Below are 20,795 nucleotides of genomic sequence, written 5' to 3' on the forward strand. Positions count from 1 at the left end.
CGTTTTTAAATAGGAGAGGGGCGAAAGAGAAAAGAGATAAAACTTGCAGAGCGGCTAGATTGGAACTATTTTAGCGCAAAGAGCAATATTCCCCCAACAACCCCATTAAAGTGAAAATACTATGTGGAAAAACTATCTTTATTTGGCCTTGGCCCTATTTATTTTGACCGCCTGCGATTCGGATAAGCCGAGCAGCAAACCTGCGGTATTGGTAGACACCGATAAGTCGGTTCAAAGAGGTGATCGTCCTATGTCTGAGGCAGAAGCGACAGCTATGGCGGTACAAACGGCGATTAAAGAAGGCTTGAGCAGTGGAAAAAGCTTTAAGGAAGCGATTCCGGGCTATCAATTTGGTATGCAAGCCGAGGATATCAAGAAGGCGCATAAGAAACTGGCCCGCAAAGGGAAAGTAGAGCGCTTTAAATCGGGTAGAAGTAGAGAAGAAGGGGCTTATGCCTATCAGTTGCCAGTGGCGGGAGAGGCCTTGCCTATTATTTTTGACTTTGAGTATAGCGAAGAGGCTGGGCTTTATGCAGGCAAGGGGCTAATTCGTTTGGAAGAGGGGCAAAATAGTACAGATGTCTTAAACGTAACGGCTGATTTGTTTAATGAATGGTATGGACAGCCTTCTTTTGAGCTGCCCGTACACAACTATTGTAAGCGTTATTTGTGGGTAGAAGGCAACCGTTTGGTTGATTTGGCCTGTGAGCTAGATGGCGTGCAAGTTCGCTTTTATAATCTAGAAGAAGGCATGCCTAATTTATTTGAGGAAAAAGGCAAAACGCCAGAAAAGTCAAAAGAAGAAATGGAATTACAACTAGAGGAAGAGCCTACTCCTTTGACGCAGTAGGATTTAGGCAAAATAGGATGAAAAAGGGCCGATGAGTTGAACTGACAACTTGTCGGTCTTTTGTTTTGTTAGCATCATTTTTGCCCTTAGAGGTTGATTTTTTAATTAAACAAAACAAGCATGAAAAAGCTATTATTTTTTGTATTGACACTATTTGCTGTACAAGCACAAGCACAAATTGGCCAAGGATTATTTGCTGGTGGAGGACTAGGGCTAACTGTAGAGAGTGGTAAGTCAGAATTTGGCAATCTAAGTGTTGAAGGACCTACAACAACGGGCTATTCTTTTGCTCCAAAAGTAGGGTACTTTTTTACGGACAATATTGGTGCAGGCCTAGAGCTTATGGTATCGGGTGTAAATACATCATTGGATGATGACAAAACAACCTCAACTATTGTAGGTGTGGGTGTATTTGGTCGTTATGCTATTGGTTTGGGTGAAGAGGAAAAGTTTGCCATTGTTGGAGATTTGAATCTTCGTTATATGAGCCAAACTGGAGAAACAAAAACAGGGAATGTTACTGTAGAAGCTGATCCTATTAACACTGTAGCTGTAGGAATTGCTCCTAGTTTGTTGTATTTCCCTACGCCTAAGATTGGTCTAGAAATGGGCTTGGGTAATATTATCTCTTATCAGAACCAAGTGGAAAAAGTCAATGGTGGTGATGATAAAATCATTAGCAATACTTTTGAGTTGTTTAATTTGAATAGCTTGAACCTAAACATTGGAGCGAGTTATTACTTCAATCGCTAGGATTAAGGACAAAAAAGAAGGGGCTGTCGGATCATCCGACAGCCCCTTTACTATATCTATATGGCCTTAGTTATCTTCTACTAGGCTTTTCACTTCTGCCAAAGCGGCGGGGATGCCCGCTGGATTCTTGCCACCTGCGGTAGCAAAGAAAGGCTGTCCGCCTCCGCCACCTTTGATATGTTTAGCGGCTTGCTTGATCCATTTGCCTGCATTCCAGCCTTTTTCTTGAGCTAGCTCTCTGCTCATAGAAATGGTGAGGCTAGCCTTTGCGCCATCAGCGGCGGCTAGAGCGACTACGGCTCTGGGCAGTTGTTGGCCAATCTCTTGGCAAATCTGCTTGATGGCATCTTTATCGGAAACCGAGAGCTGACCGCTCACGAGCTGCACATCGCCAATTTCTTGGGCTTGGGCCAAAAGATCTGCCTTTTCGGCTTGAGCTTGTTGGAGTAAGAGCTGTTCTAATTCCTTTTGTAGGGCTTTTTGGTCCTCAAGGAGCTTATCAATAACCGTCAAAAGTTTTTTAGGATTATTAAAGCGGCTTTTCACCTCTGCCAATTCTTGGCTTTCCTTGCGTAGGTACTCCTCGGCTACATCCGCAGTGAGGGCCACAATACGGCGTACACCTGCGGCTACAGAGCTTTCTTCCCGAATCTTAAATAGGCCAATTTTACCTGTGGCCGAAACATGGCAACCGCCACAAAGTTCTTTAGAATAGCTATCGTCAAAGGTAATTACCCGGACCTGATCGCTGTATTTTTCGCCAAATAGCATCATTGCGCCTTCTTCTTTGGCTTGCTCAATGGGCAAATCTCTTTGCTCCTTAAGGCTGATGTTTTCCCGAATCTTTTTATTGACCAAACGCTCTACCTCTACGATTTGCTCGGCAGTCATTTTCTCAAAATGAGAGAAATCGAAACGGAGCAAATCCGCATTGACCAAAGAGCCTTTTTGTTGTACATGATGGCTCAAGACTTGGCGCAAAGCGGCATGCAAAAGGTGCGTAGCCGAGTGGTTATTTTCGGTGAGTCGGCGTTTGGGGGCGTTAATCTCTGCCCGTACGACTTGGTCCAATTGCTCAGGCAACTTCGTCGTAATAGAAATGATGAGATCATTTTCTTTGAGCGTATTGATCACTGGGATTTTCTCCTCGCCAAAGTAGAGTAGGCCGGTATCGCCTACTTGTCCCCCGCCTTCAGGGTAGAAAGGCGTTTGTTCTAGGACCAATTGGTATTGGGTTTTCTTTTTCACCACCACTTTGCGGTACTTGAGCAAGCGACTTTGGCAGCTATCTTTTTCATAGCCTACAAAGTCGGTTTGTCCTTCTTCAAGGATCACCCAATCGGCTACATCTTTGGCGGCATCTGCTTGTGAGCGTTTTTTCTGCTCGGCCAAAGCGGCCTCGAATCCCTTGAGGTCTACGGTCCAGCCTTTCTCTTTGGCAATGAGCAAGCTCAAGTCAATAGGAAAACCAAAGGTATCAAAGAGTTCAAAGGCAGTTTCGCCGGGCAGCTCATTATTTTTGACCTCCAATTGCTCAATTCGCTTGAGTCCATTGGCTAAAGTGCGCAAGAAGGCCTCTTCTTCCGATTTCACCATTTTGCAAATGAAATCTTCTTGGGCGGCCAATTCTGGAAAGACCTCCTTAAACATTTCAGAAACCACGGGCACCAACAAATGGATCATGGGATCTTGGCGGTTAAGGAAGCTAAAATAATAGCGAACGGCTCGGCGCAGTACGCGGCGGACCACATAGCCGGCCCCAGTATTAGAGGGCAGTTGTCCGTCGGCAATCACCAAAGCCACGGCCCGAACATGGTCGGCAATAACGCGCATGGCAATATCGCTCAAGGCTTTGGGCGAATAATCGTCCTTATATTCAAAACCACTAAGGGCCTCAATCTTTTCGATAATGGGGCTAAAGAGGTCGGTGGTATAATTAGAGGTTTTATTTTGCAGCACCATACAAAGACGCTCTAGGCCCATGCCCGTATCAATATGTTTGTTTTTGAGCGGGACCAATTTGCCATCGGCCATGCGATTAAACTGCATAAAGACCAGGTTCCAAATCTCAATCACCATGGGGTCGTCCATATTCACCAGCTCCTTACCATCCTTAGCGGCCCGTTCTTCCTCCGAACGCAGGTCAATATGAATCTCGGCACAGGGGCCACAAGGTCCCTGATCGCCCATTTCCCAAAAATTATCTTTGCGGTCAAAGCGCAGGATGCGATCTTTGGGCACCCATTTCTCCCACATTTTTTCGGCCTCCTCATCGGCGGGGAGCTTATCTTCTTCATCGCCAGCAAAAACGGTAATATAAAGGCGTTCGGGGTCAATGCCATAGCGTTCTGTGAGCAGTTCCCAAGCCCAATCAATGGCTTCTTGCTTAAAGTAGTCGCCAAAAGACCAGTTGCCCAACATCTCAAAAAGAGTTTGGTGGTAGCTATCTCGGCCCACATCTTCCAAATCATTATGCTTGCCCGATACGCGCAAACACTTCTGGGTATCGGCAATTCTGGGCGAGGGGCTATCCTGATTGCCCAAAAAATAATCTTTAAACTGTGCCATGCCTGAGTTGATAAACATCAGGGTAGGGTCATTTTGGTTAACGACAGGAGCAGAGGCTACAATTTGGTGGCCCTTACTTTCAAAAAAGTCTAGAAACTCTTGTCGGATCGCTTTTGCTGTTTTCATAAACGCTCTAAAATACTAGTACTAAGTTTTCGGATTCAGATGATCTTTAGGATGATTTGGGGCTGCCCCTCGCCTTGGGCTCGGGTCGGGCTGTGCCAGGGCTCGCTGTTCGCTCGGCCCTGCGTGGGCTTTGCCCGCTGGGTCTGGCCTTCGGCCCCCCTTATCCATCCCTCAGCCTGCAGGCGCTTTGCGCCCTGCTAGACCTTTAAAAAAGACGCCGAAAGATAGGGTTTTTCAGCTCAAAAAATGCCCTAAGTAGTTAAATCCCTGCCTTAAAGCGCTAAAATTTGTCCTTTAAGTGAATATTCTTAATTTTGCTTGGCATTTTCGCAAAATTAGAAATCATATGTCTAAGGATAAGTATATATATAACCCGCACACCCTGCGCTACGAGAAGGTAAAGGTCTCTAAGCGTAAGCGGTATTTACAGCTGGCCCTCTTTTTTGTCATGATTGTCGGTTTTTCTATCGGCATTGTGTATTTGGCTTCCTCTAAGCCCAATAATGACAAACAGCAGGCGCATGAATTGCAGCTCATCAAGTCGCGCTATGAAGAAATGACTGGCCAATTGGACCTAATGGAGGAAGCGCTAGAAAACCTACATGAGCGAGATGTGGCCATCTATCGCCAAGTGTTGGAGCTCGACCCGAATGACGAAGCCTATTGGACAGGAGGGCGAGGCGGCAGTAATAAATATGCAGGCCTAGAAAATCTATCGGATGCAGAGCTCATTAAAGAACTTTCGGAGCGGGTCTTACAAATGCGCCAGCGGCTGGCGCTTATGGCCAAGGCTCAGGAAGAAGTTTTGTTAGCCGCCAAAGAGAAACAAGAACTTCTACAAGCTATTCCCTCGATTCGTCCAGTGCGCAGACTACAGCGCCGCATCGAGTATCTTTCTGGTTTTGGTTACAGAAAGCACCCTATTTACAAGATCTTGAAGATGCATACGGGCATTGACTTTGGGGCGCCAACTGGCACGCCCATTTATGCTACGGGCAACGGAAAAGTGGCCAAGGTGGTCCTTAAGCGGACGGGCTACGGCCGCCATGTTATTATTGATCATGGACACGGCTATAAAACCCTCTATGCACATATGTCTAAGGTAGAAGTAAAGGCTGGAGACAAAGTAAAGCGGGGAGAAATTATTGGTCGAGTGGGCAATACGGGGGCTTCTACGGCGCCACACCTTCATTATGAGGTGGTGCATAAGGGCAAAAAAGTGAATCCCTTGCCCTTTTGCCGAGATGGTCTAGATAATCAGGAGTATAAGGAGTTTATTCAGTATGCTTCGCAGCAGAATCAGGCCCTGTCGATACATAAGTAGGTCCTTTTGCTGCGGTTTTGCAGGCCCTTTAGGGCCGCAGGCCTAGCGATGCGACAGGGTGGCGCAGAGCGCCAGACCGAGCCAGCTTGCTGGCGAGGGCCGAGCAGACCTGCGAGCCCTAAAGCGTAGCGCCGACGACCGAAGGGAGGCGACAACAAGGTTACAAGCCGCAGTTCGACGACCAACGGGAGTAACGCCCCAAAAATCTCTCATAAAAAAACGATTAGGATGAAGCCCAAAGAGTTAGCAGAAAAGTTAGATGTATCGACGGCCACCTTGCGTAATTGGGCCAGAGAGTTTGCCTTTTTTCTTGGAAAAAAGGGGCGAAAGGCAACGGATTACACCGAGCATGGCGTGCAGCGCATGTTGGTGGTCAAATACCTTTTGCACGAAAAGGGCTTCACGGTAGAGGGGGCCAAAAAAGAGATTCATCGGCGGGCGAATTTGGACCAAAGCCATCAGCAGATGATCGAAAAGCTAGAGGAGATTCGCCATTTCTTATTGGGCCTACAGGCTGATTTGGCGGCTCAGGAAGGGCAGGAGAAGGGCATTTAGGGCTGTTCTGGCCTGAATATGCGGACTATGGCCGCAGTTGGGCAAAAGATGTTGTTCTTTGTCTCTGCTCCCCAAACCTTCAAAAATATCGCTTAGATGCTTGGGGCTGGCATATTCATCTGCCTCGCCTTGCAAGACAAAAGCGGGAGCCTGAATTTGGGGCAAAAGCGGAGCGATATTCCAAGATTTAAAATCGGCGCGCAGCCAAGTATCGGCCCAAGCCGAGAAAATGCGGGGACTTTCGGCCCCATGATATTTCCCCAGTTTCTGAATAATTTTCGGAAGCTGGGGATTGTTTTTTACGGCACGAATGCCAGCCAGCGTTACCTCCTCCACATAAATATGAGCGGCCAAAACGGCTAGGGCCTTCACTTGGTATTGGGCCGCATAGGCTAGGGCAATGCTGCCGCCATCGCTATGACCGATAAGAATAGGCTGTTGGACCTTTAGGCTTTGGAGCAAAGCGTATAGTTCTGCCACCCCATCTTTTTCCAGATAACTTTTGGGGCGGGGGAGGGGCAAGGGATCCGATTGGCCATAGCCTCTGCGCTCGTAGAGCAGGATGGGGCAATCTAGCGCTTGGGCCAGTTCTTGGGGCCAGCCCTTCCAGAGTGGCAAAGCCCCTAGGCCTTCATGCAAGAAGACCAAAAGGGGCTTTTGGGGGGCAAAGTTGCCAATCAGTTGATAATGTAGTTGATAATCTTGGATGGGAAGAAAAGCAGAATGGCTCATTATTGAATAATCGTTTCGATAGAATTGGCTCGTAAAAAGGGGCGTTTTTCGCCTGGCGCCCCCCAATAGATGCGAGTATTGGGTAATATTTTTTTCAGGGCCTTGATGGCCTGTTCATTAACGCCATTTTCCTCTTGCCAGATGAGCACCTTTAGGTGTTTGAAGCGTTCAATACTTTTGGGGAGGGTTCGGCGGCCCAAGAAAGAGATATCGAGCACCTCTAGATTGGGCAATTTGGCCAATAACTTAAGGTTGTTATCTAGGGGAAGTTGGTAGCAGCCGGCAATGCTCAATACTCTGAGCGATTTCATTTGTTGGACATTGAGGGCAAACTGCTGTAAGGGCAGGCGTTGCAAGAGAAGTTTTTCCAGTTTGGGCAGGCGATAAACGGCGGCAGGAAGGTAGCGAAAATTATTGTAGGCGCCAGCCATAGAGCGGTGGCTATTGCTGAGGTCTAGGCTGCGCAACTCTCGGAGTTGGGAAAATCCAGCGGGGAGAAACTTCAGCTTATTATCTCTTAGGCTGAGATTTTCGAGTTTTCGGAGTTGATAAATAGAATTGGGGAGCTCTTCTAGCTGATTAGAGCTAAGGTCTAGGCGTTTGAGTGCTTTACATTGGTAGAGGCTAGTAGAAAAGCTTCGGATCTCATTATACTTGAGTAAAAGTTCTTCTAGCGATTGGAGACGGCCCAATTCATAGGGAATCTCTTTGAGTCCACGACTAGAGAGGTTGAGGTAGCGTTTTTGGGCCATAGCGCTGGGGCGCATAGGGATATTCAGGCCCATCAGGTAGCGGATGCGGGCCCTGCGTTTGCTTTCCAGTTGATAGAGAAAGAACTGCACTTCCTCCTCGCTTTTGCCGTAGGGATAATTAAAGTCTTCTTGGCTTTGGAGCAGGGCAAAAATGCTATCACTATAATTGGGATAGGCATTATTGATATAATCGGGATGATCGGGGCGCAAAGGGTGCCCTCTCCAAAGGCTATCCTTTGGATATTGGTAAATAGTTGGTTCTTCCACCAAGGCAACGGGCTCGGCGGGGGTGCTGGTTTGGCAGGCCCAGAGGAGCAAGAGCTGGCTGAGCAGCCAGCTCTTGCGGGCCAATAGGTTAATTGTTTTAATTGACTTTCCAGTTTTGATAGAGATTCTTCAAATTACTATTTTCTTCCTTCTCTATAACCGTCTTTAGGGCCTTTTGAATTTCCTCATAGGGCGCTTTTTCAAAATAAGCCTTTTGCAAATCGTAGAGGGCATTGGCTGCGGCATAGCGGTGCCAGAGGTCATTCTTGGGGTTGCTGCCAATTTCTTTTAGTGTTTTGACCTTTTCTAGGGTCAAATTATCATCGGCAATAGCGACAAGGAGCTTTTGGTACTGGCCAAAGAAGCTAATGGCGCCATAGTTCTCGGTTTTCTGCCAGTTCTTGCTAAAGAAAGGCAGATATTGTCGGTCTCCAGTTTGGCCATAGAGCTCGGCAATGCCCATGAGCAGGGTGGGGTTTTGTTCTTGCTCTAGCTCCTTGGCTAGTTCAAGGGCCAGGTTTTGGTCAATTTGCTGAATGGCCTTAAAGGCGCCATAGATGACGCTATAGGCTTCTTCTTGATTGGCCATAATTTTTTTGACGGTAGGAAGAATGCTGGCATCGCCTATGCGGCCCAGCTGTTGAAGGGCGGCCATGCGCACCTGAGAGTGGGGATCTTCCTCGGCCATTTTGCTCAATTTGGCGATCAGGGTTTTTGTCTCTTCTTCAGATGGTGCTTTTACATAATCGCAAGCCATAGCGCGGATGGGCCAGGCGGGATCTTGCAGGGCGGTCCAGAAAAGCTTGCGCATCTTTTCTTCGCCTTGGTCGTATTTGATCTTTTGCAAGGCATCGTAGCGGTCTTGAAAGCGGGGTGAAAGGCGATATTGGGCGGCCCATTCTTCCTTGCTTTGTTCCTCTGCACGTTCGGCTAGGAGCATGCGTTCCCGATCTACGGCCACCCAAGTAGGGGCTTCATCGAGGGGGAACTCAAAGCGCTGTTTTTGTTGGTCCATACGGATCTGCTTAATGATGGGCAAATCGCCAGCAGAAGGGGTATAGATGGCCAGTTCCATGGGCAGAATAAAGACCGTACTTTGGCTATAGTCTTGGGTTTGTTCTAGCTCTACTACTAGGGTTTTGCTACTATCGGAATAGCTGCGTTTGATGTTGAGCTTGGGGTGTCCCGCCTTATAGAACCATTGATTAAAGAACCAATTGAGGTCTTCTCCAGTCACTTCTTCAAAGGCGAGGCGAAGCTCATCGGCTTCGGCGGCGCTATATTCATTTTTGTGCAAATAGTGTTTGAGGCTTTCAAAGAAAGCATCATCGCCCAAATATTTGCGGAGCATATGTAAAATGGCCCCTCCTTTATTGTAGCTATGGGCATCAAACATATCTTCTTTATCCTCATAGCCATAATGGATAAGGGGGTGGGCATCATCTTGCAAAACGGCTTGGTTCATATAGCCACGGACCTCATTCATGCGCTTGTAGTCGGCAAAGTCGCGGCCATAGCGGTGTTCAAACCAGAGGTATTCGCCATAGTTGGCAAAAGACTCATTGAGGGGGAGGTTGGCCCAGCTCTCGCAGGTGACCAAATCGCCAAACCAATGGTGCATCATTTCATGGGCCACTACGCCTTCATTGGTCGTATTATCGATGAGTTCTCGGCTAGTTTTCTGCATATACTCGCCAAAGATAACGCCGGTGGTATTCTCCATGGCGCCAGAAACATAGTCGCGCACAACCACCTGCGAGTATTTGGGCCAAGGGTATTCATAGCCTAGGCGGGCCGAAAAGAAGCTGAGCATTTCTGGAGTTTGCGGAAAAATGGCCTTTGCATGCTCTGCATATTCTGCTTCTACATAATATTCGAGCAGTTTGCCGTTCCATTCTTCGGTACTGCGGGCAAATTCTCCAATGGCCATCATAAAGAGGTAGGGCGCATGGTTTTGCTCCATTTTCCAGTGGTCGGTTCGGCTGCCGTCTTCATTTTTTCTGCTGCTAATGAGTAGGCCATTAGAGAGAGTTTGGAAGCGGTCTTGGACCGTAATTTTAATTTCCTGAGTCGTTCTTTCGTTGGGGCGGTCAATAGTGGGAAACCAGCAAGAGCTAGATTCGGTCTCGCCTTGGGTCCAGATTTGCTGCGGTTTATCGGGGTTTTTGCCATCGGGGTTAATAAAGTAGAGGCCTTTATCTGCGGTAATAGCGGCGCTTCCGCCAATGGGCAATTCATCGGGTTTGGCGGTATATTCTACCAAAATTTGGTAGCTTTCTTCTCGGCTATAACTGCGGTCCAATTGGATAAAGAGGTTCTTTTGGTCCTCATACTTATATTGCAGCTTTTTTTCTTGTTTGCCCTGCAAAATGGCCACCTTCTGAATATCAAAGCCCTTGGCATCTAGGCGCAGAGAGTCGGTGGGATAAAAAAGCGGCTTGATGGTCAATTTTGCTTTACCCAGGAGGTGTTTTTTGTTCCAATCAAAGCGGACCTCCAAATCGGTATGCAGCAAATCATTGCGGCGGGTATAGCTGGGGTTGTAAACGGCCCGTTTAAAATCTAGGCGGTTGGCGGTTACTTCTACGGGTTCTAGTTCATAGTCAATGTACTCAACTACTTCTTCTTTTTTTACTTTCGAGCTGGTTTTACAGCTTGTGCCCATCATGGCTAGGCCCATGAGGCTCCCCCAAAAGAGGGCTTTTTTAGAGATCTGTACCATATTATTTTCTGCACTACTTTTTTCAATGCGTTTTGATTTTGCCGTTTTGGCTGCTCTTCAAAGATACAAATTTCTGCAAGAAGTAGATAGGGGCTTTGGGGCCCGCGGCCGCCCCAAAAAGGGCGGGCGGCCGCCGCTATGCTTTGGGGCTTGCAGGTCTGCTCGGCCCTGCGCAGGCTTCGCCTGCTGGGTCTGGCCTGCGGCCACCCCGCCGCAGCGCTGGGCCAAAAAAAGGGGCTGCAAGCATTGCAGCCCCTGAGTTCAAAGCGAAAATATTGATTGGCTTACTCTTTAGACCTTTTTTTAAAGGCTTGCATTTCGTCGCCAAAGTCATTAAACTTCTGGAAGATATCTTGCCCAGGGTTATCGGGACAGTTTTTGGCCAATAAACTATTGAGCATATCTGTATACTTTTGTCTTTCTACTGCAGGATCGCCAGCTATTTCTAGTAGTTCTTGAGCAGAGGCAGCGCTTATATTATTTTTCTTTGCCTCGCTCAAACATTGGCTAAAGGGGCGAGTATTTAGCATGGTTTTTCGCACTTCTAGCAGCCTCTCCTCAGGATTTAGACCTTCTTTGTTTTGGGCTTCTTGGAGCAAGGCAATGGCTTTATCTAAGGACAGCCGCAGCGTTTTTTCCTCTTGTTGCAGGCAGTTACAAATGTCCAGGGCCATGCTGTCTAGTTCTGCTAGGGCGCCTGGACTTAGCCTAGCCATATCGGCTTCAACAGAAGAGCTGTCCTCTTTTTGGGCCAAGGCTTCTTTTGGGCTGGCCAGCAAGAAAAAGTTAATGATTAGGGCCGTAAGTAGGTAGTTACTAAATAAACGCATAATTGTTTTGGCTTAAGGGATAAAACAAAAAAGGGGCTGCAATTCTTGCAGCCCCTTAATAGGTTTAGGCATAAAAGCTATGCTTACTCTTTACCTTTATTCTGAAGAGCTTCCATTTCTTTACCGAAGTCCATGAACTTCTGGAATACCTTCTGTTCTTTGGGGCAGTTTTTACCCAAGAAAGCATTGATGATTTCCATCTGCTTCTTTTCTTTTACTTTACCGTCAGCATCTTCGCCGATGATTTTCTTCAACTCTTCGTCTAGAAGATCTTCATTAACACCGTCGCCTACTTTCTGGAAACATTCGCCAAAGGCTTTCATTTTGGCCATAGAGCCCATGAGCTTACCCATTACTTCCATGGGGTTAGCATCTTCTTTGGTTTGAGCTTCTTTGAGCAAAGGAAGGGCCTCATCTACAAAAGCAGTGAGTTCTTCACCGTGTTGGCTAAGGCATTCGCAAGCGCCAGTAGACATTTTGTCCATTTCGGCTTTGGCTTCATCGCTCATTTTTGCGATGTCGGGATTGCTAGCTGTGGGATCTCCACCTCCACAAGACATGAGGAAAAAGCTAGTCATAAGAGCGATAAGAAGGCTGCTGCTAAATAAACGCATAATTGTAAGAATTAAAATGATAAGATGTAATAGGGATTGAGCACAATTAGAACAATGGTTTTGCGCTTGAGCAATCAGCCCAGAAACTTCAAAAACATGGGTGGTTAACTGTCTCATTTTTTAACAAAACCAAATATAAGGCTTTCGAATTATAGCTGCCAGTTTTTTTAAGGAAAGCTTAAATATTATTTTTTAGTAAGCTTTGTTCGGGCAGGGTTGTTTCAAAATATTTTGGGGTGAAATTAGTTTTGGCTGTGCGGTTTGTTGCTAAGTAAAAGTTATCTCAAAGTGGCTGTAGCAGAGGAGGGGCATTTGGCCTAGCGATGTGCAGCAGTGGCCCGCAGGGCCAGACCGAGCCGCTGAAAGCGGCGAAGGGCCGAGCGAAGAGCGAGCTGCGGAACGTAGCGCCGCAAGGCGAAGCCGCAGCGGAGGCCCCAAAAAAACAGCAGATAAACAGCAGCATATAGGGGGGCAAAATAGTTTTGTATAGCCTAGCGAAAAGCCTATCTTTACAAGCTTTTCTATTGTGAACAACCTTGAGCGCTTAGTGGGACAAGCTTTGGGTTCAAGTAAAAGGAAAATTAGACGATGGGCAAAAAGATTGAGATTCGGGCCAACTATGAACTATTTTCTAAGGCGGAGGAGCTGCCTGCTATTGAGGCGGAGCTTTTGCTTAGGGCGCATGCGGCCTGTGATACGGCCTATGCACCCTATAGTGAGTTTAGAGTGGGGGCGGCGGCGCTTTTGGAGAATGGGGAGATTGTATTGGGGAGTAATCAGGAAAATGCGGCATATCCGTCTACTATTTGTGCAGAGCGGGCGGCTTTATTTTCGGCTGCGGCACAATTTCCGGGCGTGGCCATTCGGGCGGTGGCGATTCGGGTAAAAACGGCTGGGGAGCGGGTAGAGCGTCCTATATCTCCTTGTGGGGCTTGTCGGCAGGTATTATTTGAGTTTGAGTGGCGGCAAGAAACGCCCATACAATTATTATTGCAGGGGGACAAAGGCGATATTTATCGGATAGCTTCGACCAAATCGCTTTTACCACTTTTGTTTGACCCAAGTTTTTTATAAAAGATGTTAAGTAAAAATTTCCGTATTCGGGAGGGCTTATTGGCCCTAGATTATTCTTCGGCAGATGAGCAATGTTTGCGTTATTTGCAATTTTTGCAGCAGTATGTGCGCATAGATCGATTAGAATTGATGCATGTGGTAAAAAAGTCGGGCTTTTTTGAGCAACTTTTTGCGGCTGATGCGGAGCGGATGCGGAAACTTTTTCCTTCTGCGGAAGAGCAGCGGCAGCGCATGCAGGCTTTGGCGGAGGCTCATTTGGGGCAGACGAATATTCAGTTGGCTTATGAGGTGGAGAATGGGCAGCCTTTGGAGGAATTGTTGGAAGAATTGGAGGAGCAGCGGACAGATTTGTTGGTTTTGGGCAAAAAGCCTTTGGCCCAGGGGGCTGGGGTTTTGAGTCGAAACTTGGCTCGTCGCTCGCCTTCCTCTTTGCTTTTTGTGCCTCCTTTGGCCGAGCAATTGAAGTTGGGCCGTTTTATGGTACCAGTAGATTTTTCTGAAAACTCGGCTTTGGCTTTGCAGGCGGCTTGTGCTTTGGCGCGACGTCTGCCGCAGCCGCCGCAAATAGACTGTGTGCATGTGTATCGCATGCCCGATCCGCATATATATAATATCAATCAAACGCAGGCGGAGTTTGAGGAGCTGCTTTTATCGAGTACCAAGGAGGCTTATGAGAATTTCTTGGACAGCTATCTGCCTAAAGACATGCCTCGGATGGAGCTGCAATTGATTCAGCGAGGACGCTTGAGTACGGCGGGGCATTTATATGATTGGGCGGAGGATCATCGGCCCGACCTCATCTTTTTGGGGGCCAAGGGGCATACTGCGCTCAAGACGCTTTGGTTGGGCAGTGTTAGCGAAAAAATTATTCAACTCAATGAAGCTTTCCCCTGTTTCATTATTAGATAAGTTATTGGATTATGGTCAAACAGATAGATGCCGAGCAGTTGCGGGGGCTTTTGCTCCCTTTGGGTTTTATTGAAGAGCAGGGAACAAAAGAGGAGGCCCTTGTATTTTGGCGCCGATTGGAGAACCGAGATTTGCGTTCGCCCTTTGCTTTTAGTCATGTTCGGGCTTCTTTGGACCAATATGTCTTTCGCTTAGAGGCTTGGAATCAGGGGCGATTGAAGAAGGCCGCCAAGGCGGATTTGATCGTTTTGGAAAGCCCGGAAGATTTGGAGCCTTATAAAGAAATTATTTTGGAGAAAAGCCGTGCCGCTGCCGAGCAATTGCCTGCTTTTATTGGCTTTTTTGCCCAGCAAATGCAGGCTTTAGAAGAAGAGAAATTGAGTAGCCCAATATATAAGGCGGCGCTCAAAAATTTGGAACTGATGGCTCAAGCAGCCAATCAGGTAGATTTAGAATAAGGAAGTTATGTTATTAGAAATTCATCCCGATAATCCTCAAGCTCGCAAAATTGAGCAGGTTTTGAAGGTCCTAAAAAATGGGGGCGTGATTATTTACCCCACCGATACTGTTTATGGTTTGGGCTGCGATATTACCCAGCCTCGGGCCATCGAACGCATTTGCCGCATCAAGGGGATTCAGCCCAAAAAGGCCAATTTATCATTTATTTGCGCCGATCTTAGCGACATTTCTAATTATTGCCGCCCTTATTCTACCAGCATTTACAAGTTGATGAAGTCGGCCCTGCCTGGCCCTTTTACCTTCATCTTAGAAGGGAATAGTAGCTTGCCCAAATTGCTCAAAAACCGCAAGAAAACCTTGGGGGTTCGGGTGCCCAATAGTCCGATTGTACGTGATTTAGTCTTGGGGCTTGGCCAGCCTTTGCTTTCTTCTTCTATCAAAAACCTAGATGAGGAAGATGAGATTAGAGAATACCCTACCGATCCCTACGAAATCCATGAACAATATGAGCATCTGGTCGATTTGGTGATTGATGGTGGTATTGGTGGCCATCAGCCTTCTACGGTAGTGGATTGTACGCAAAACCCGCCCGAGTTGATCCGCCAGGGTTTGGGCAAATTGAACTTCTAAGTCATGAAAAAGGAAAAATGGATTTTGGGCCTTGGGGCCATTTTTGGTGCTTTGGCCGTTATTTTAGGCGCTTTTGGGGCGCATGCACTCAAGGCGCAAATCACGCCTGATCGACTAGAGATTTATCAGTTGGGCGTGAGCTATCAGTATTATCATGCTTTGGCCCTTTTGGCGACTGGTCTTTGGGCGCGTTTGGCTGGGGCGCCAGCATTAAAATGGGCGGGCATTAGCTTTGCCATGGGCATTTTGCTTTTTTCGGGCTCGCTTTATCTCTTGGCTTTGCGCGATGTAATGGGCATTTCGGGCGGGGTATTGGCCGTTATTGGTCCATTAACCCCTGTTGGCGGCCTCTTTTTTATTGGCGGCTGGTCGGTACTGGCCATTAAAGCGTTTAAGTAGTTTTTTTGGGGGCTGCCCCTTCCGCTAGGTTGAAACCCAGCGCAAAGCGGTATCGCTTTGCGAAGCGATACAAAATGAGGGTTGAAACCCTCATGAATTATTGGGCGGGTCGGGCCATTTCGCAGCTCGCAGGTCTGCTCGGCCCTGCGCGGGCTGCGCCCGCTGGGTCTGCCGCCTTCGGCGGCCCTGCTACAGCCCCTCAGCCTGCGGCGGCTTCGCCGCCTGCAAAACCGTTTAGAAGTGGTATTGCTTCGCAATCTTTTATTGAAAGAACAAAGCCCCAAACGGGAGTTTGGGGCTCTGAATAGCTGATTTTTATTTTTTTACTTTTGGACTTTGTTCCCAAAAAAGGCTGGCTTTATGTTCGTCATTTACTTTCAAGCCATAGCTAGGTATGGGATTAAATTTAACGGGACCTGTTAAGTGGTTTTGGAGGAGCAGGCTTTCGATTCCTTTGGGATAAGAACTTAACTGGACCTCCATTTTTGCCAGGTAATCTATTTTTATTTCTGGATTATTAATGTCAAAGGATATTGGCCCTATACTTACTGAAGAGCCAAAGTACTTGCGTATTTCTTCTAGTAGATAAAAAGGAATCTCATCCTCATCAAGCGTCGATAAAGCAGTGGTATCTATCCCCAATATAGAGAATAGGTTAATCTCGGCACGAACGCTAAATACCCAATAGCTATCCATGCTGTTTCCATTCCTTTGGCATCGAACACCATCTGATTTTAGGCTATGAATTTTCATGTTGGCTATATTGGCCCCTCCTACAATGATAGGGCTTTTGCTCTCATCAAAACTGAGAAATGCAACTTGCCGAAGGCTGTTACCTACTCCGGGGGCTATCCCATATTCATATTTTAGCGGAAAACCAATAGTCACTTTATCAAAGTGAGCAAGTCTTTCTTCTCCTTGAAGTGAAAATGTTATGGGCATTTGGGCCAAGTTGTAAACAGCATCTATAGGCTCTAAAAGCAGTGGTTTTGCTCCCTGACAACGACTTGCTCGAATTGCTTTTTCCCATTCTTTGGCTGGCGATAAGAGTACTACCGCACTATCTGCCAATTGCTTAATCTCTTCGGCTAATAAGTTATGAAAAGGATCTACTCGTTGAAAATCTTTATCGCCCAGAAAATCATCCCAAACTGCTGTGGCAAAATCTTTCATGTAAAGATGATCTTCCTTGGGGGCGATTTGATCCATTTCAGCTAAAAAATAATCTTCTAAAAGCGGTATTTTTAGCCCAGTTGCTGTCGATGCTGAAAAAAGATAGCTTAGACTAGCCTTCCATCGCTTTTTGTTTAGGCAGTAATTGCTAATATTAGGATCTTTTATACTGGGCTGTAGTTTTTCAAACCAAGCTTCGATTTTTTCTTTTAGCTGTATAATGGCCACTTCTCGACTTGGCTGGCTTTTGCGTAATCTAGGATCAAAGCAACTACTTAACCAATCTGGGGGATAGAGTTCTTTACCTGCTGGAGGAGCTCCTTCTACCCACTCTTGTTTTTGAAAATCATAAAACTCCTGAAGAAAGAGATGGGTACTAAAGGCTGTAGAAAGCTCTAGGCTATTTTCAATCTTTACCACTAATTCTCGTATGGAGTATTGCTTGCTACTATCTAGTTGAGCAGCCAATTGTTTAATGAGTTCTGCCCGAACAAGAGGATGTCCTGTATTTCCTTTTCCTAAAAATTCTATTAACTCCTTGGCAGAAATATAGTACTCTACACCTTTGGCTAATGCAGTTGTTTCTTCTGAACTCTCTATGACATGAAGTTTGTTCAAAATATTACTGTTGCAATATCTTAGAACTTCATTGAATCTAGCCAGTTCTTCTCGGTAAGTGGAGTCCGCTTTTTCTTTTGCCTCTTTCAACTCCTCCTCCGTCAAAAAGTCATCTTTGGCCAGGGCTTGGTCCAAAATGCTTTCTAGTTGGTTTGGGGAAAGGACATAAGGCGCAATGGTGGACTCAATAAAGCGCGATTTAGCTCTATACTTCTTAATCTTTTCTACCGCATCATAACGCTCAAAAATTTGGGCCAATTCTTCTAAAAATAGGCTAGGCGGCTTGTTGTTTGCCTGCTCTACTAAAGCCTTAATATCTGCTGCAATTAGACGGCAAACTTTGAGCTTTTTACCTTCCTTGAATTTAATGTATAAATGATTTAAAGCACTAGTTTTTGCCCACTGGTCATTTTTTATATTACTCTTCAGATTTCTTGCTTTATCTGCTAGCTCTAGAGCATTTTGAGCAAACTCTAATAAAAAATCAGTTTTGGGAATATCCTCTTCCTGAAGGGCCAAAAATAGCTGCTTCAAATTGGCCTTATCTGTTTTGAGCTGCGGCTTAAAGGCTTTTAGGCCCTCTTTGGTCTTGAGCAAAGCCGCCTTCATGCTCTGGGGATCAGGATCCTCTGCAGGAAGCTCCTGATAAAGCGCATAGAGCTCTTGATATTGGGCCAAGGTTTCTTCATAAAGGGCTGTATCTTCTTGATATTGCTGCTGTTTTGCCAAAAAAAGTTCTCGCTGGTTCATCTGTAATAGATTTAGCTGACCAAAAAATAAACTGGATAAGAGAAAAATGGCTAATGCTTTCATTGCTTTGTTTTTGTGTTTACGTAAAAGTAGTAACTTTTATTTGTAAACGCAAAAAAAAGTAAATTGTTTTTTGTTTTCCAGTCGCTTCGCTCCTCTAGAACGCAGGAGTTTGAAGCAAAAAAAAGCAGGAAAAATGAAGTCAATCATTTTCCTGCTTTTGTATTATTATGGACCTTGAGCCTATAGGGGATCAAGGTCAATAAGGACTTGATTTTTCTCTACTGCTGCGCCTTTATCCACCTTAATGGCTTTAATAATGGCATCAGCTGGGGCTTTAATTACATTTTCCATTTTCATGGCTTCAAGGATGAGGACTGCCTCATCTTTTTTCACTTCTTGGCCAACTTCGACCATCAGATCGAGTAGCAAGCCGGGCATAGGGGCTTTAATATCATTGACCTTAGCGGCTCCTACTTTTTCAAAGCCGAGGCGTTCGGCCAAAAGATCGAAGCGATCTTTAGCACCGAGGCAGTAAGTATTTTGTCCGATACGGATTTCAAAACTTTTGCTTTGATAATCGGCAGCGATTACTCTAGCGGTATAAGATCGGTTTTGGTAGAGGATATGAAAAGCCTGATCTTCTACTTGGACCAGGTCCCAGTTGAAGTCTTTGGGATCCAATTCTAGAAAATCCTCTTTAGATTGATGTTTAATTTGGTATATAGTACTATGCTTTTCCGAGCTGAGTCAAAAAGTAAATTTCAAAAAGCGTAAAGCAGAAGTATACCCAAAAGAAGGGCAATACAAAAAGCTGGTCGGCTGGTTTAAAGGTATAAAAATAGGCCAAGACCAGCGAAAGGCTGAGCAGCATTTTGATGCTAGTTTGCATCATAAAGACTCGGCTAAACTGCAATTGGTCGGGACTTTGGCTAGCCTGACGGGCCCAAAAGAAGCAGAGCCAGCTAAAGAGTACAAAAAAAAGGTAGCTTGCCCAGGCGAGGCCGCCATAGTTGGCAAAGCGGGGCCAAAACCATTGCAGGCCCAAAAGGCTGGCGGCTACAAAGGCCGAAACGCCTAGTAGGCTAGAATAAAATTGAGATAATTGCATAATTACTCTTCTTCCTGGTCTTCTGGGGGACTTTCGGCCAAGAGTTGGCGAATAAATAGGTAGAGGGCCAAAAAAACGGAGCCTAAAGAGCCCAGCACCACAAATAGAGGTTTGCTATCGAGGTATTTATCTAGATATAGGCCAGCAAAGGAGCCAGCAGCAATGACCAAGGCCATTTGCACGCCCATACCAGAGTACTTCATATAGCCCTCTAGAGCTTTTTTGTTTTTTCTAAAGGCTTGGCCTTTTTTATTTTTTGGATTGGGGGCCATGTTGCAGATTCATTTTGCAGGCGCCATTCATTTGGGCGCCATCTTCTACGGCCAGTTTAGTGGTTTCTAGATCGCCCTGGATTTTGGCCGATTTGCGAACATCCAGTAATTGTTGACAATAGACATTTCCTAAGACTTTGCCCTCAATGATGGCATTTTGGCAATGAATATTGCCTTTGATGACAGCAGTTTGGCCCAAAACCACCTTGGCTTTGCAGCGCAGATCACCCTCTATGCGTCCATCTACACGGATATCAATAACAGATTGCACATTTCCTTTTACGATAGCGTCTCGGACAAGGCTGTTATGAGAAACGGCAGCCGTTCGGGCAGCACGTTCTTTATTTTTATTGCTAAACATAAGTGAGTTCGTTAAGAAACAAAGCAAAAAAAGGCTGTCTATATAGAGACAGCCTTTTTAGCTAGCAGATTGCATCAAAGCAAGCGGCTCTGGGCAACTGAGCTAGCCAACTATTTTGATTTAGCCGACTTTTTGGGGCTAAGAGTAACATGCATACGGCGGTCCTCCATTTTAGGGGGATAATCCGTTACGCTCAATTCTGCTAGTTCTGCAACAAAGCGTTTGAGCAGGGTACGTCCACGGTCCTTAAAGACAATAGAACGGCCCTTAAACTGCACATAAGCCTTTACCTTGGCGCCATCTTCTAGAAAGCTCTTGGCATGCTTAAGCTTAAACTCAAAATCGTGATCATCGGTGTTGGGGCCAAAGCGAATTTCCTTAATGACCACCTTAACCTGTTTGGCTTTGAGTTCCTTTTCGCGTTTTTTGCGCTCGTAGAGGAATTTTTTCAGGTCGATAATTTTGCAAACAGGGGGTTTACCCTTAGGCGAAATTTCTACGAGGTCCAATTCCAATTTATTGGCCCAAGAGGCAGCAATTCGCGTTTTGATAACGGTACCACTTTCTACTTCTTTGCCAGCGATTTTACTGATCTCATCAAAGTTGTCGCCTACCAAACGAATTTCTGGTACGCGAATATTATCATTGGTTCTGTACTCAGATCCAGGTGTCTCTCTCCGACTATATCTTCCTCGGTTTCTGTTAATTCTTCTAGCCAAACAACTAATAATTTAATGAAAAAAATGAATAGAGAATTTTTTCTCTTGGGGAGAAATTTCTCGGCTTGATGCTTCAAAAGTACTAAAAAAAATTGGCTCTCTTTATTCCTTTTCAGCGTTTTTTGCATCTTCTAAAAAGAAGAGCTATATATTGTAGTTAATTTTGCTTGCTTTTCCTAATTTTTTGGTCCTTATTTATGGATGTAGAGGCGAGCGCAGCGAGCCGG

Annotated in this window: 21 protein-coding genes; 9 read left to right on the forward strand and 12 right to left on the reverse strand. The window is 46.0% G+C overall.

What is annotated here, in order from left to right; all coding sequences use genetic code 11:
• The first annotated feature begins 121 nt into the window (after positions 1-121).
• Both OP864_RS11175 and OP864_RS11180 read left to right on the forward strand, forming a co-directional pair.
• Positions 122-850, forward strand: a complete 729-nt coding sequence (locus tag OP864_RS11175; protein WP_270098261.1) for a hypothetical protein — start codon at positions 122-124, stop codon at positions 848-850.
• Between the two features lie 120 nt (positions 851-970).
• Positions 971-1,603, forward strand: coding sequence for a hypothetical protein (locus tag OP864_RS11180; protein WP_270098262.1), 633 nt, complete (start codon positions 971-973; stop codon positions 1,601-1,603).
• Positions 1,604-1,669: 66 nt separating this feature from the next.
• Here OP864_RS11180 and alaS read toward each other — a convergent pair whose 3' ends face one another.
• Positions 1,670-4,297 (reverse strand): alanine--tRNA ligase, encoded by a 2,628-nt coding sequence (alaS, locus tag OP864_RS11185; RefSeq protein WP_270098263.1) that lies wholly within the window; start codon positions 4,295-4,297, stop codon positions 1,670-1,672.
• Positions 4,298-4,643: 346 nt separating this feature from the next.
• On the opposite strand from alaS, the gene OP864_RS11190 reads away from it, so the two are divergent.
• Together OP864_RS11190 and OP864_RS11195 are read left to right on the forward strand one after the other, a co-directional pair.
• Positions 4,644-5,621, forward strand: a complete 978-nt coding sequence (locus OP864_RS11190) for a M23 family metallopeptidase (protein ID WP_270098264.1) — start codon at positions 4,644-4,646, stop codon at positions 5,619-5,621.
• 228 nt (positions 5,622-5,849) lie between these two features.
• On the forward strand, positions 5,850-6,176 hold the full coding sequence (locus OP864_RS11195; protein ID WP_015693131.1) for a MerR family transcriptional regulator: 327 nt from the start codon (positions 5,850-5,852) through the stop codon (positions 6,174-6,176).
• Here OP864_RS11195 and OP864_RS11200 read toward each other — a convergent pair.
• The 5 genes from OP864_RS11200 to OP864_RS11220 all read right to left on the reverse strand — a co-directional run bounded on the left by OP864_RS11200 (position 6,129) and on the right by OP864_RS11220 (position 12,210).
• Positions 6,129-6,908 carry an alpha/beta fold hydrolase gene (locus OP864_RS11200; protein WP_270098266.1) on the reverse strand — a complete coding sequence of 260 codons (780 nt, stop codon included), beginning with the start codon at positions 6,906-6,908 and terminating at the stop codon, positions 6,129-6,131. The genes OP864_RS11195 and OP864_RS11200 overlap by 48 nt on opposite strands.
• On the reverse strand, positions 6,908-8,011 hold the full coding sequence (locus OP864_RS11205) for a leucine-rich repeat domain-containing protein (RefSeq protein ID WP_270098267.1): 1,104 nt from the start codon (positions 8,009-8,011) through the stop codon (positions 6,908-6,910). The genes OP864_RS11200 and OP864_RS11205 overlap by 1 nt, the downstream gene beginning before the upstream one ends.
• A 13-nt stretch (positions 8,012-8,024) precedes the next feature.
• Positions 8,025-10,649, reverse strand: coding sequence for a M1 family aminopeptidase (locus tag OP864_RS11210; protein ID WP_270098268.1), 2,625 nt, complete (start codon positions 10,647-10,649; stop codon positions 8,025-8,027).
• 284 nt (positions 10,650-10,933) lie between these two features.
• Positions 10,934-11,479 (reverse strand): hypothetical protein, encoded by a 546-nt coding sequence (locus OP864_RS11215; protein WP_270098269.1) that lies wholly within the window; start codon positions 11,477-11,479, stop codon positions 10,934-10,936.
• An 83-nt stretch (positions 11,480-11,562) separates the two neighbouring features.
• A complete protein-coding gene (locus tag OP864_RS11220) occupies positions 11,563-12,210 on the reverse strand; it encodes a hypothetical protein (RefSeq protein ID WP_270098270.1) in 648 nt (215 codons plus the stop codon).
• Between the two features lie 471 nt (positions 12,211-12,681).
• Between OP864_RS11220 and cdd the strand changes: the two genes are divergently transcribed.
• Genes cdd through OP864_RS11245 form a run of 5 tightly spaced genes read left to right on the forward strand, consistent with a single transcriptional unit; the run spans position 12,682 to position 15,564 of the window.
• On the forward strand, positions 12,682-13,167 hold the full coding sequence (cdd, locus tag OP864_RS11225; protein WP_270098271.1) for a cytidine deaminase: 486 nt from the start codon (positions 12,682-12,684) through the stop codon (positions 13,165-13,167).
• A gap of 3 nt (positions 13,168-13,170) precedes the next feature.
• Positions 13,171-14,076, forward strand: coding sequence for a universal stress protein (locus tag OP864_RS11230; protein WP_270098272.1), 906 nt, complete (start codon positions 13,171-13,173; stop codon positions 14,074-14,076).
• A gap of 11 nt (positions 14,077-14,087) precedes the next feature.
• Positions 14,088-14,534: a hypothetical protein gene (locus OP864_RS11235; protein WP_270098273.1), complete on the forward strand. Its 447-nt coding sequence runs from the start codon at positions 14,088-14,090 to the stop codon at positions 14,532-14,534.
• A gap of 7 nt (positions 14,535-14,541) precedes the next feature.
• Positions 14,542-15,165 (forward strand): L-threonylcarbamoyladenylate synthase, encoded by a 624-nt coding sequence (locus tag OP864_RS11240; RefSeq protein WP_015693141.1) that lies wholly within the window; start codon positions 14,542-14,544, stop codon positions 15,163-15,165.
• Positions 15,166-15,168: 3 nt separating this feature from the next.
• Positions 15,169-15,564, forward strand: a complete 396-nt coding sequence (locus OP864_RS11245) for a DUF423 domain-containing protein (protein WP_002659565.1) — start codon at positions 15,169-15,171, stop codon at positions 15,562-15,564.
• Positions 15,565-15,879: 315 nt separating this feature from the next.
• Here OP864_RS11245 and OP864_RS11250 read toward each other — a convergent pair whose 3' ends face one another.
• The 6 genes from OP864_RS11250 to infC form a co-directional block, all read right to left on the reverse strand.
• Positions 15,880-18,168 carry a hypothetical protein gene (locus OP864_RS11250; RefSeq protein WP_270098274.1) on the reverse strand — a complete coding sequence of 763 codons (2,289 nt, stop codon included), beginning with the start codon at positions 18,166-18,168 and terminating at the stop codon, positions 15,880-15,882.
• Between the two features lie 180 nt (positions 18,169-18,348).
• On the reverse strand, positions 18,349-18,789 hold the full coding sequence (locus tag OP864_RS11255) for an acyl-CoA carboxylase biotin carboxyl carrier protein subunit (protein WP_270098275.1): 441 nt from the start codon (positions 18,787-18,789) through the stop codon (positions 18,349-18,351).
• Positions 18,790-18,835: 46 nt separating this feature from the next.
• Positions 18,836-19,216: a hypothetical protein gene (locus OP864_RS11260; RefSeq protein WP_002659570.1), complete on the reverse strand. Its 381-nt coding sequence runs from the start codon at positions 19,214-19,216 to the stop codon at positions 18,836-18,838.
• A gap of 2 nt (positions 19,217-19,218) precedes the next feature.
• Positions 19,219-19,488, reverse strand: a complete 270-nt coding sequence (locus OP864_RS11265; RefSeq protein ID WP_015693145.1) for an AtpZ/AtpI family protein — start codon at positions 19,486-19,488, stop codon at positions 19,219-19,221.
• Complete coding sequence (locus OP864_RS11270; protein ID WP_015693146.1) at positions 19,466-19,849, reverse strand: bactofilin family protein; 384 nt, start codon at positions 19,847-19,849, stop codon at positions 19,466-19,468. The genes OP864_RS11265 and OP864_RS11270 overlap by 23 nt, the downstream gene beginning before the upstream one ends.
• A gap of 110 nt (positions 19,850-19,959) precedes the next feature.
• Positions 19,960-20,568 (reverse strand): translation initiation factor IF-3, encoded by a 609-nt coding sequence (infC, locus tag OP864_RS11275; protein WP_270098276.1) that lies wholly within the window; start codon positions 20,566-20,568, stop codon positions 19,960-19,962.
• Positions 20,569-20,795: the final 227 nt, after the last annotated feature.

Source organism: Saprospira grandis (assembly GCF_027594745.1).
GTDB classification, from domain to species: domain Bacteria; phylum Bacteroidota; class Bacteroidia; order Chitinophagales; family Saprospiraceae; genus Saprospira; species Saprospira grandis.

Excerpts from the sequence above, each read along its gene's own strand:
- OP864_RS11175 (WP_270098261.1), top strand. The coding sequence starts at position 122 with ATGTGGAAAAACTATCTTTATTTGGCCTTGGCCCTATTTATTTTGACC.
- OP864_RS11180 (WP_270098262.1), top strand. The coding sequence starts at position 971 with ATGAAAAAGCTATTATTTTTTGTATTGACACTATTTGCTGTACAAGCA.
- alaS (WP_270098263.1), bottom strand. The coding sequence starts at position 4,297 with ATGAAAACAGCAAAAGCGATCCGACAAGAGTTTCTAGACTTTTTTGAA.
- OP864_RS11190 (WP_270098264.1), top strand. The coding sequence starts at position 4,644 with ATGTCTAAGGATAAGTATATATATAACCCGCACACCCTGCGCTACGAG.
- OP864_RS11195 (WP_015693131.1), top strand. The coding sequence starts at position 5,850 with ATGAAGCCCAAAGAGTTAGCAGAAAAGTTAGATGTATCGACGGCCACC.
- OP864_RS11200 (WP_270098266.1), bottom strand. The coding sequence starts at position 6,908 with ATGAGCCATTCTGCTTTTCTTCCCATCCAAGATTATCAACTACATTAT.
- OP864_RS11210 (WP_270098268.1), bottom strand. The coding sequence starts at position 10,649 with ATGGTACAGATCTCTAAAAAAGCCCTCTTTTGGGGGAGCCTCATGGGC.
- OP864_RS11215 (WP_270098269.1), bottom strand. The coding sequence starts at position 11,479 with ATGCGTTTATTTAGTAACTACCTACTTACGGCCCTAATCATTAACTTT.
- OP864_RS11220 (WP_270098270.1), bottom strand. The coding sequence starts at position 12,210 with ATGAGACAGTTAACCACCCATGTTTTTGAAGTTTCTGGGCTGATTGCT.
- cdd (WP_270098271.1), top strand. The coding sequence starts at position 12,682 with ATGGGCAAAAAGATTGAGATTCGGGCCAACTATGAACTATTTTCTAAG.
- OP864_RS11230 (WP_270098272.1), top strand. The coding sequence starts at position 13,171 with ATGTTAAGTAAAAATTTCCGTATTCGGGAGGGCTTATTGGCCCTAGAT.
- OP864_RS11235 (WP_270098273.1), top strand. The coding sequence starts at position 14,088 with ATGGTCAAACAGATAGATGCCGAGCAGTTGCGGGGGCTTTTGCTCCCT.
- OP864_RS11240 (WP_015693141.1), top strand. The coding sequence starts at position 14,542 with ATGTTATTAGAAATTCATCCCGATAATCCTCAAGCTCGCAAAATTGAG.
- OP864_RS11245 (WP_002659565.1), top strand. The coding sequence starts at position 15,169 with ATGAAAAAGGAAAAATGGATTTTGGGCCTTGGGGCCATTTTTGGTGCT.
- OP864_RS11250 (WP_270098274.1), bottom strand. The coding sequence starts at position 18,168 with ATGAAAGCATTAGCCATTTTTCTCTTATCCAGTTTATTTTTTGGTCAG.
- OP864_RS11260 (WP_002659570.1), bottom strand. The coding sequence starts at position 19,216 with ATGCAATTATCTCAATTTTATTCTAGCCTACTAGGCGTTTCGGCCTTT.
- OP864_RS11265 (WP_015693145.1), bottom strand. The coding sequence starts at position 19,488 with ATGGCCCCCAATCCAAAAAATAAAAAAGGCCAAGCCTTTAGAAAAAAC.
- OP864_RS11270 (WP_015693146.1), bottom strand. The coding sequence starts at position 19,849 with ATGTTTAGCAATAAAAATAAAGAACGTGCTGCCCGAACGGCTGCCGTT.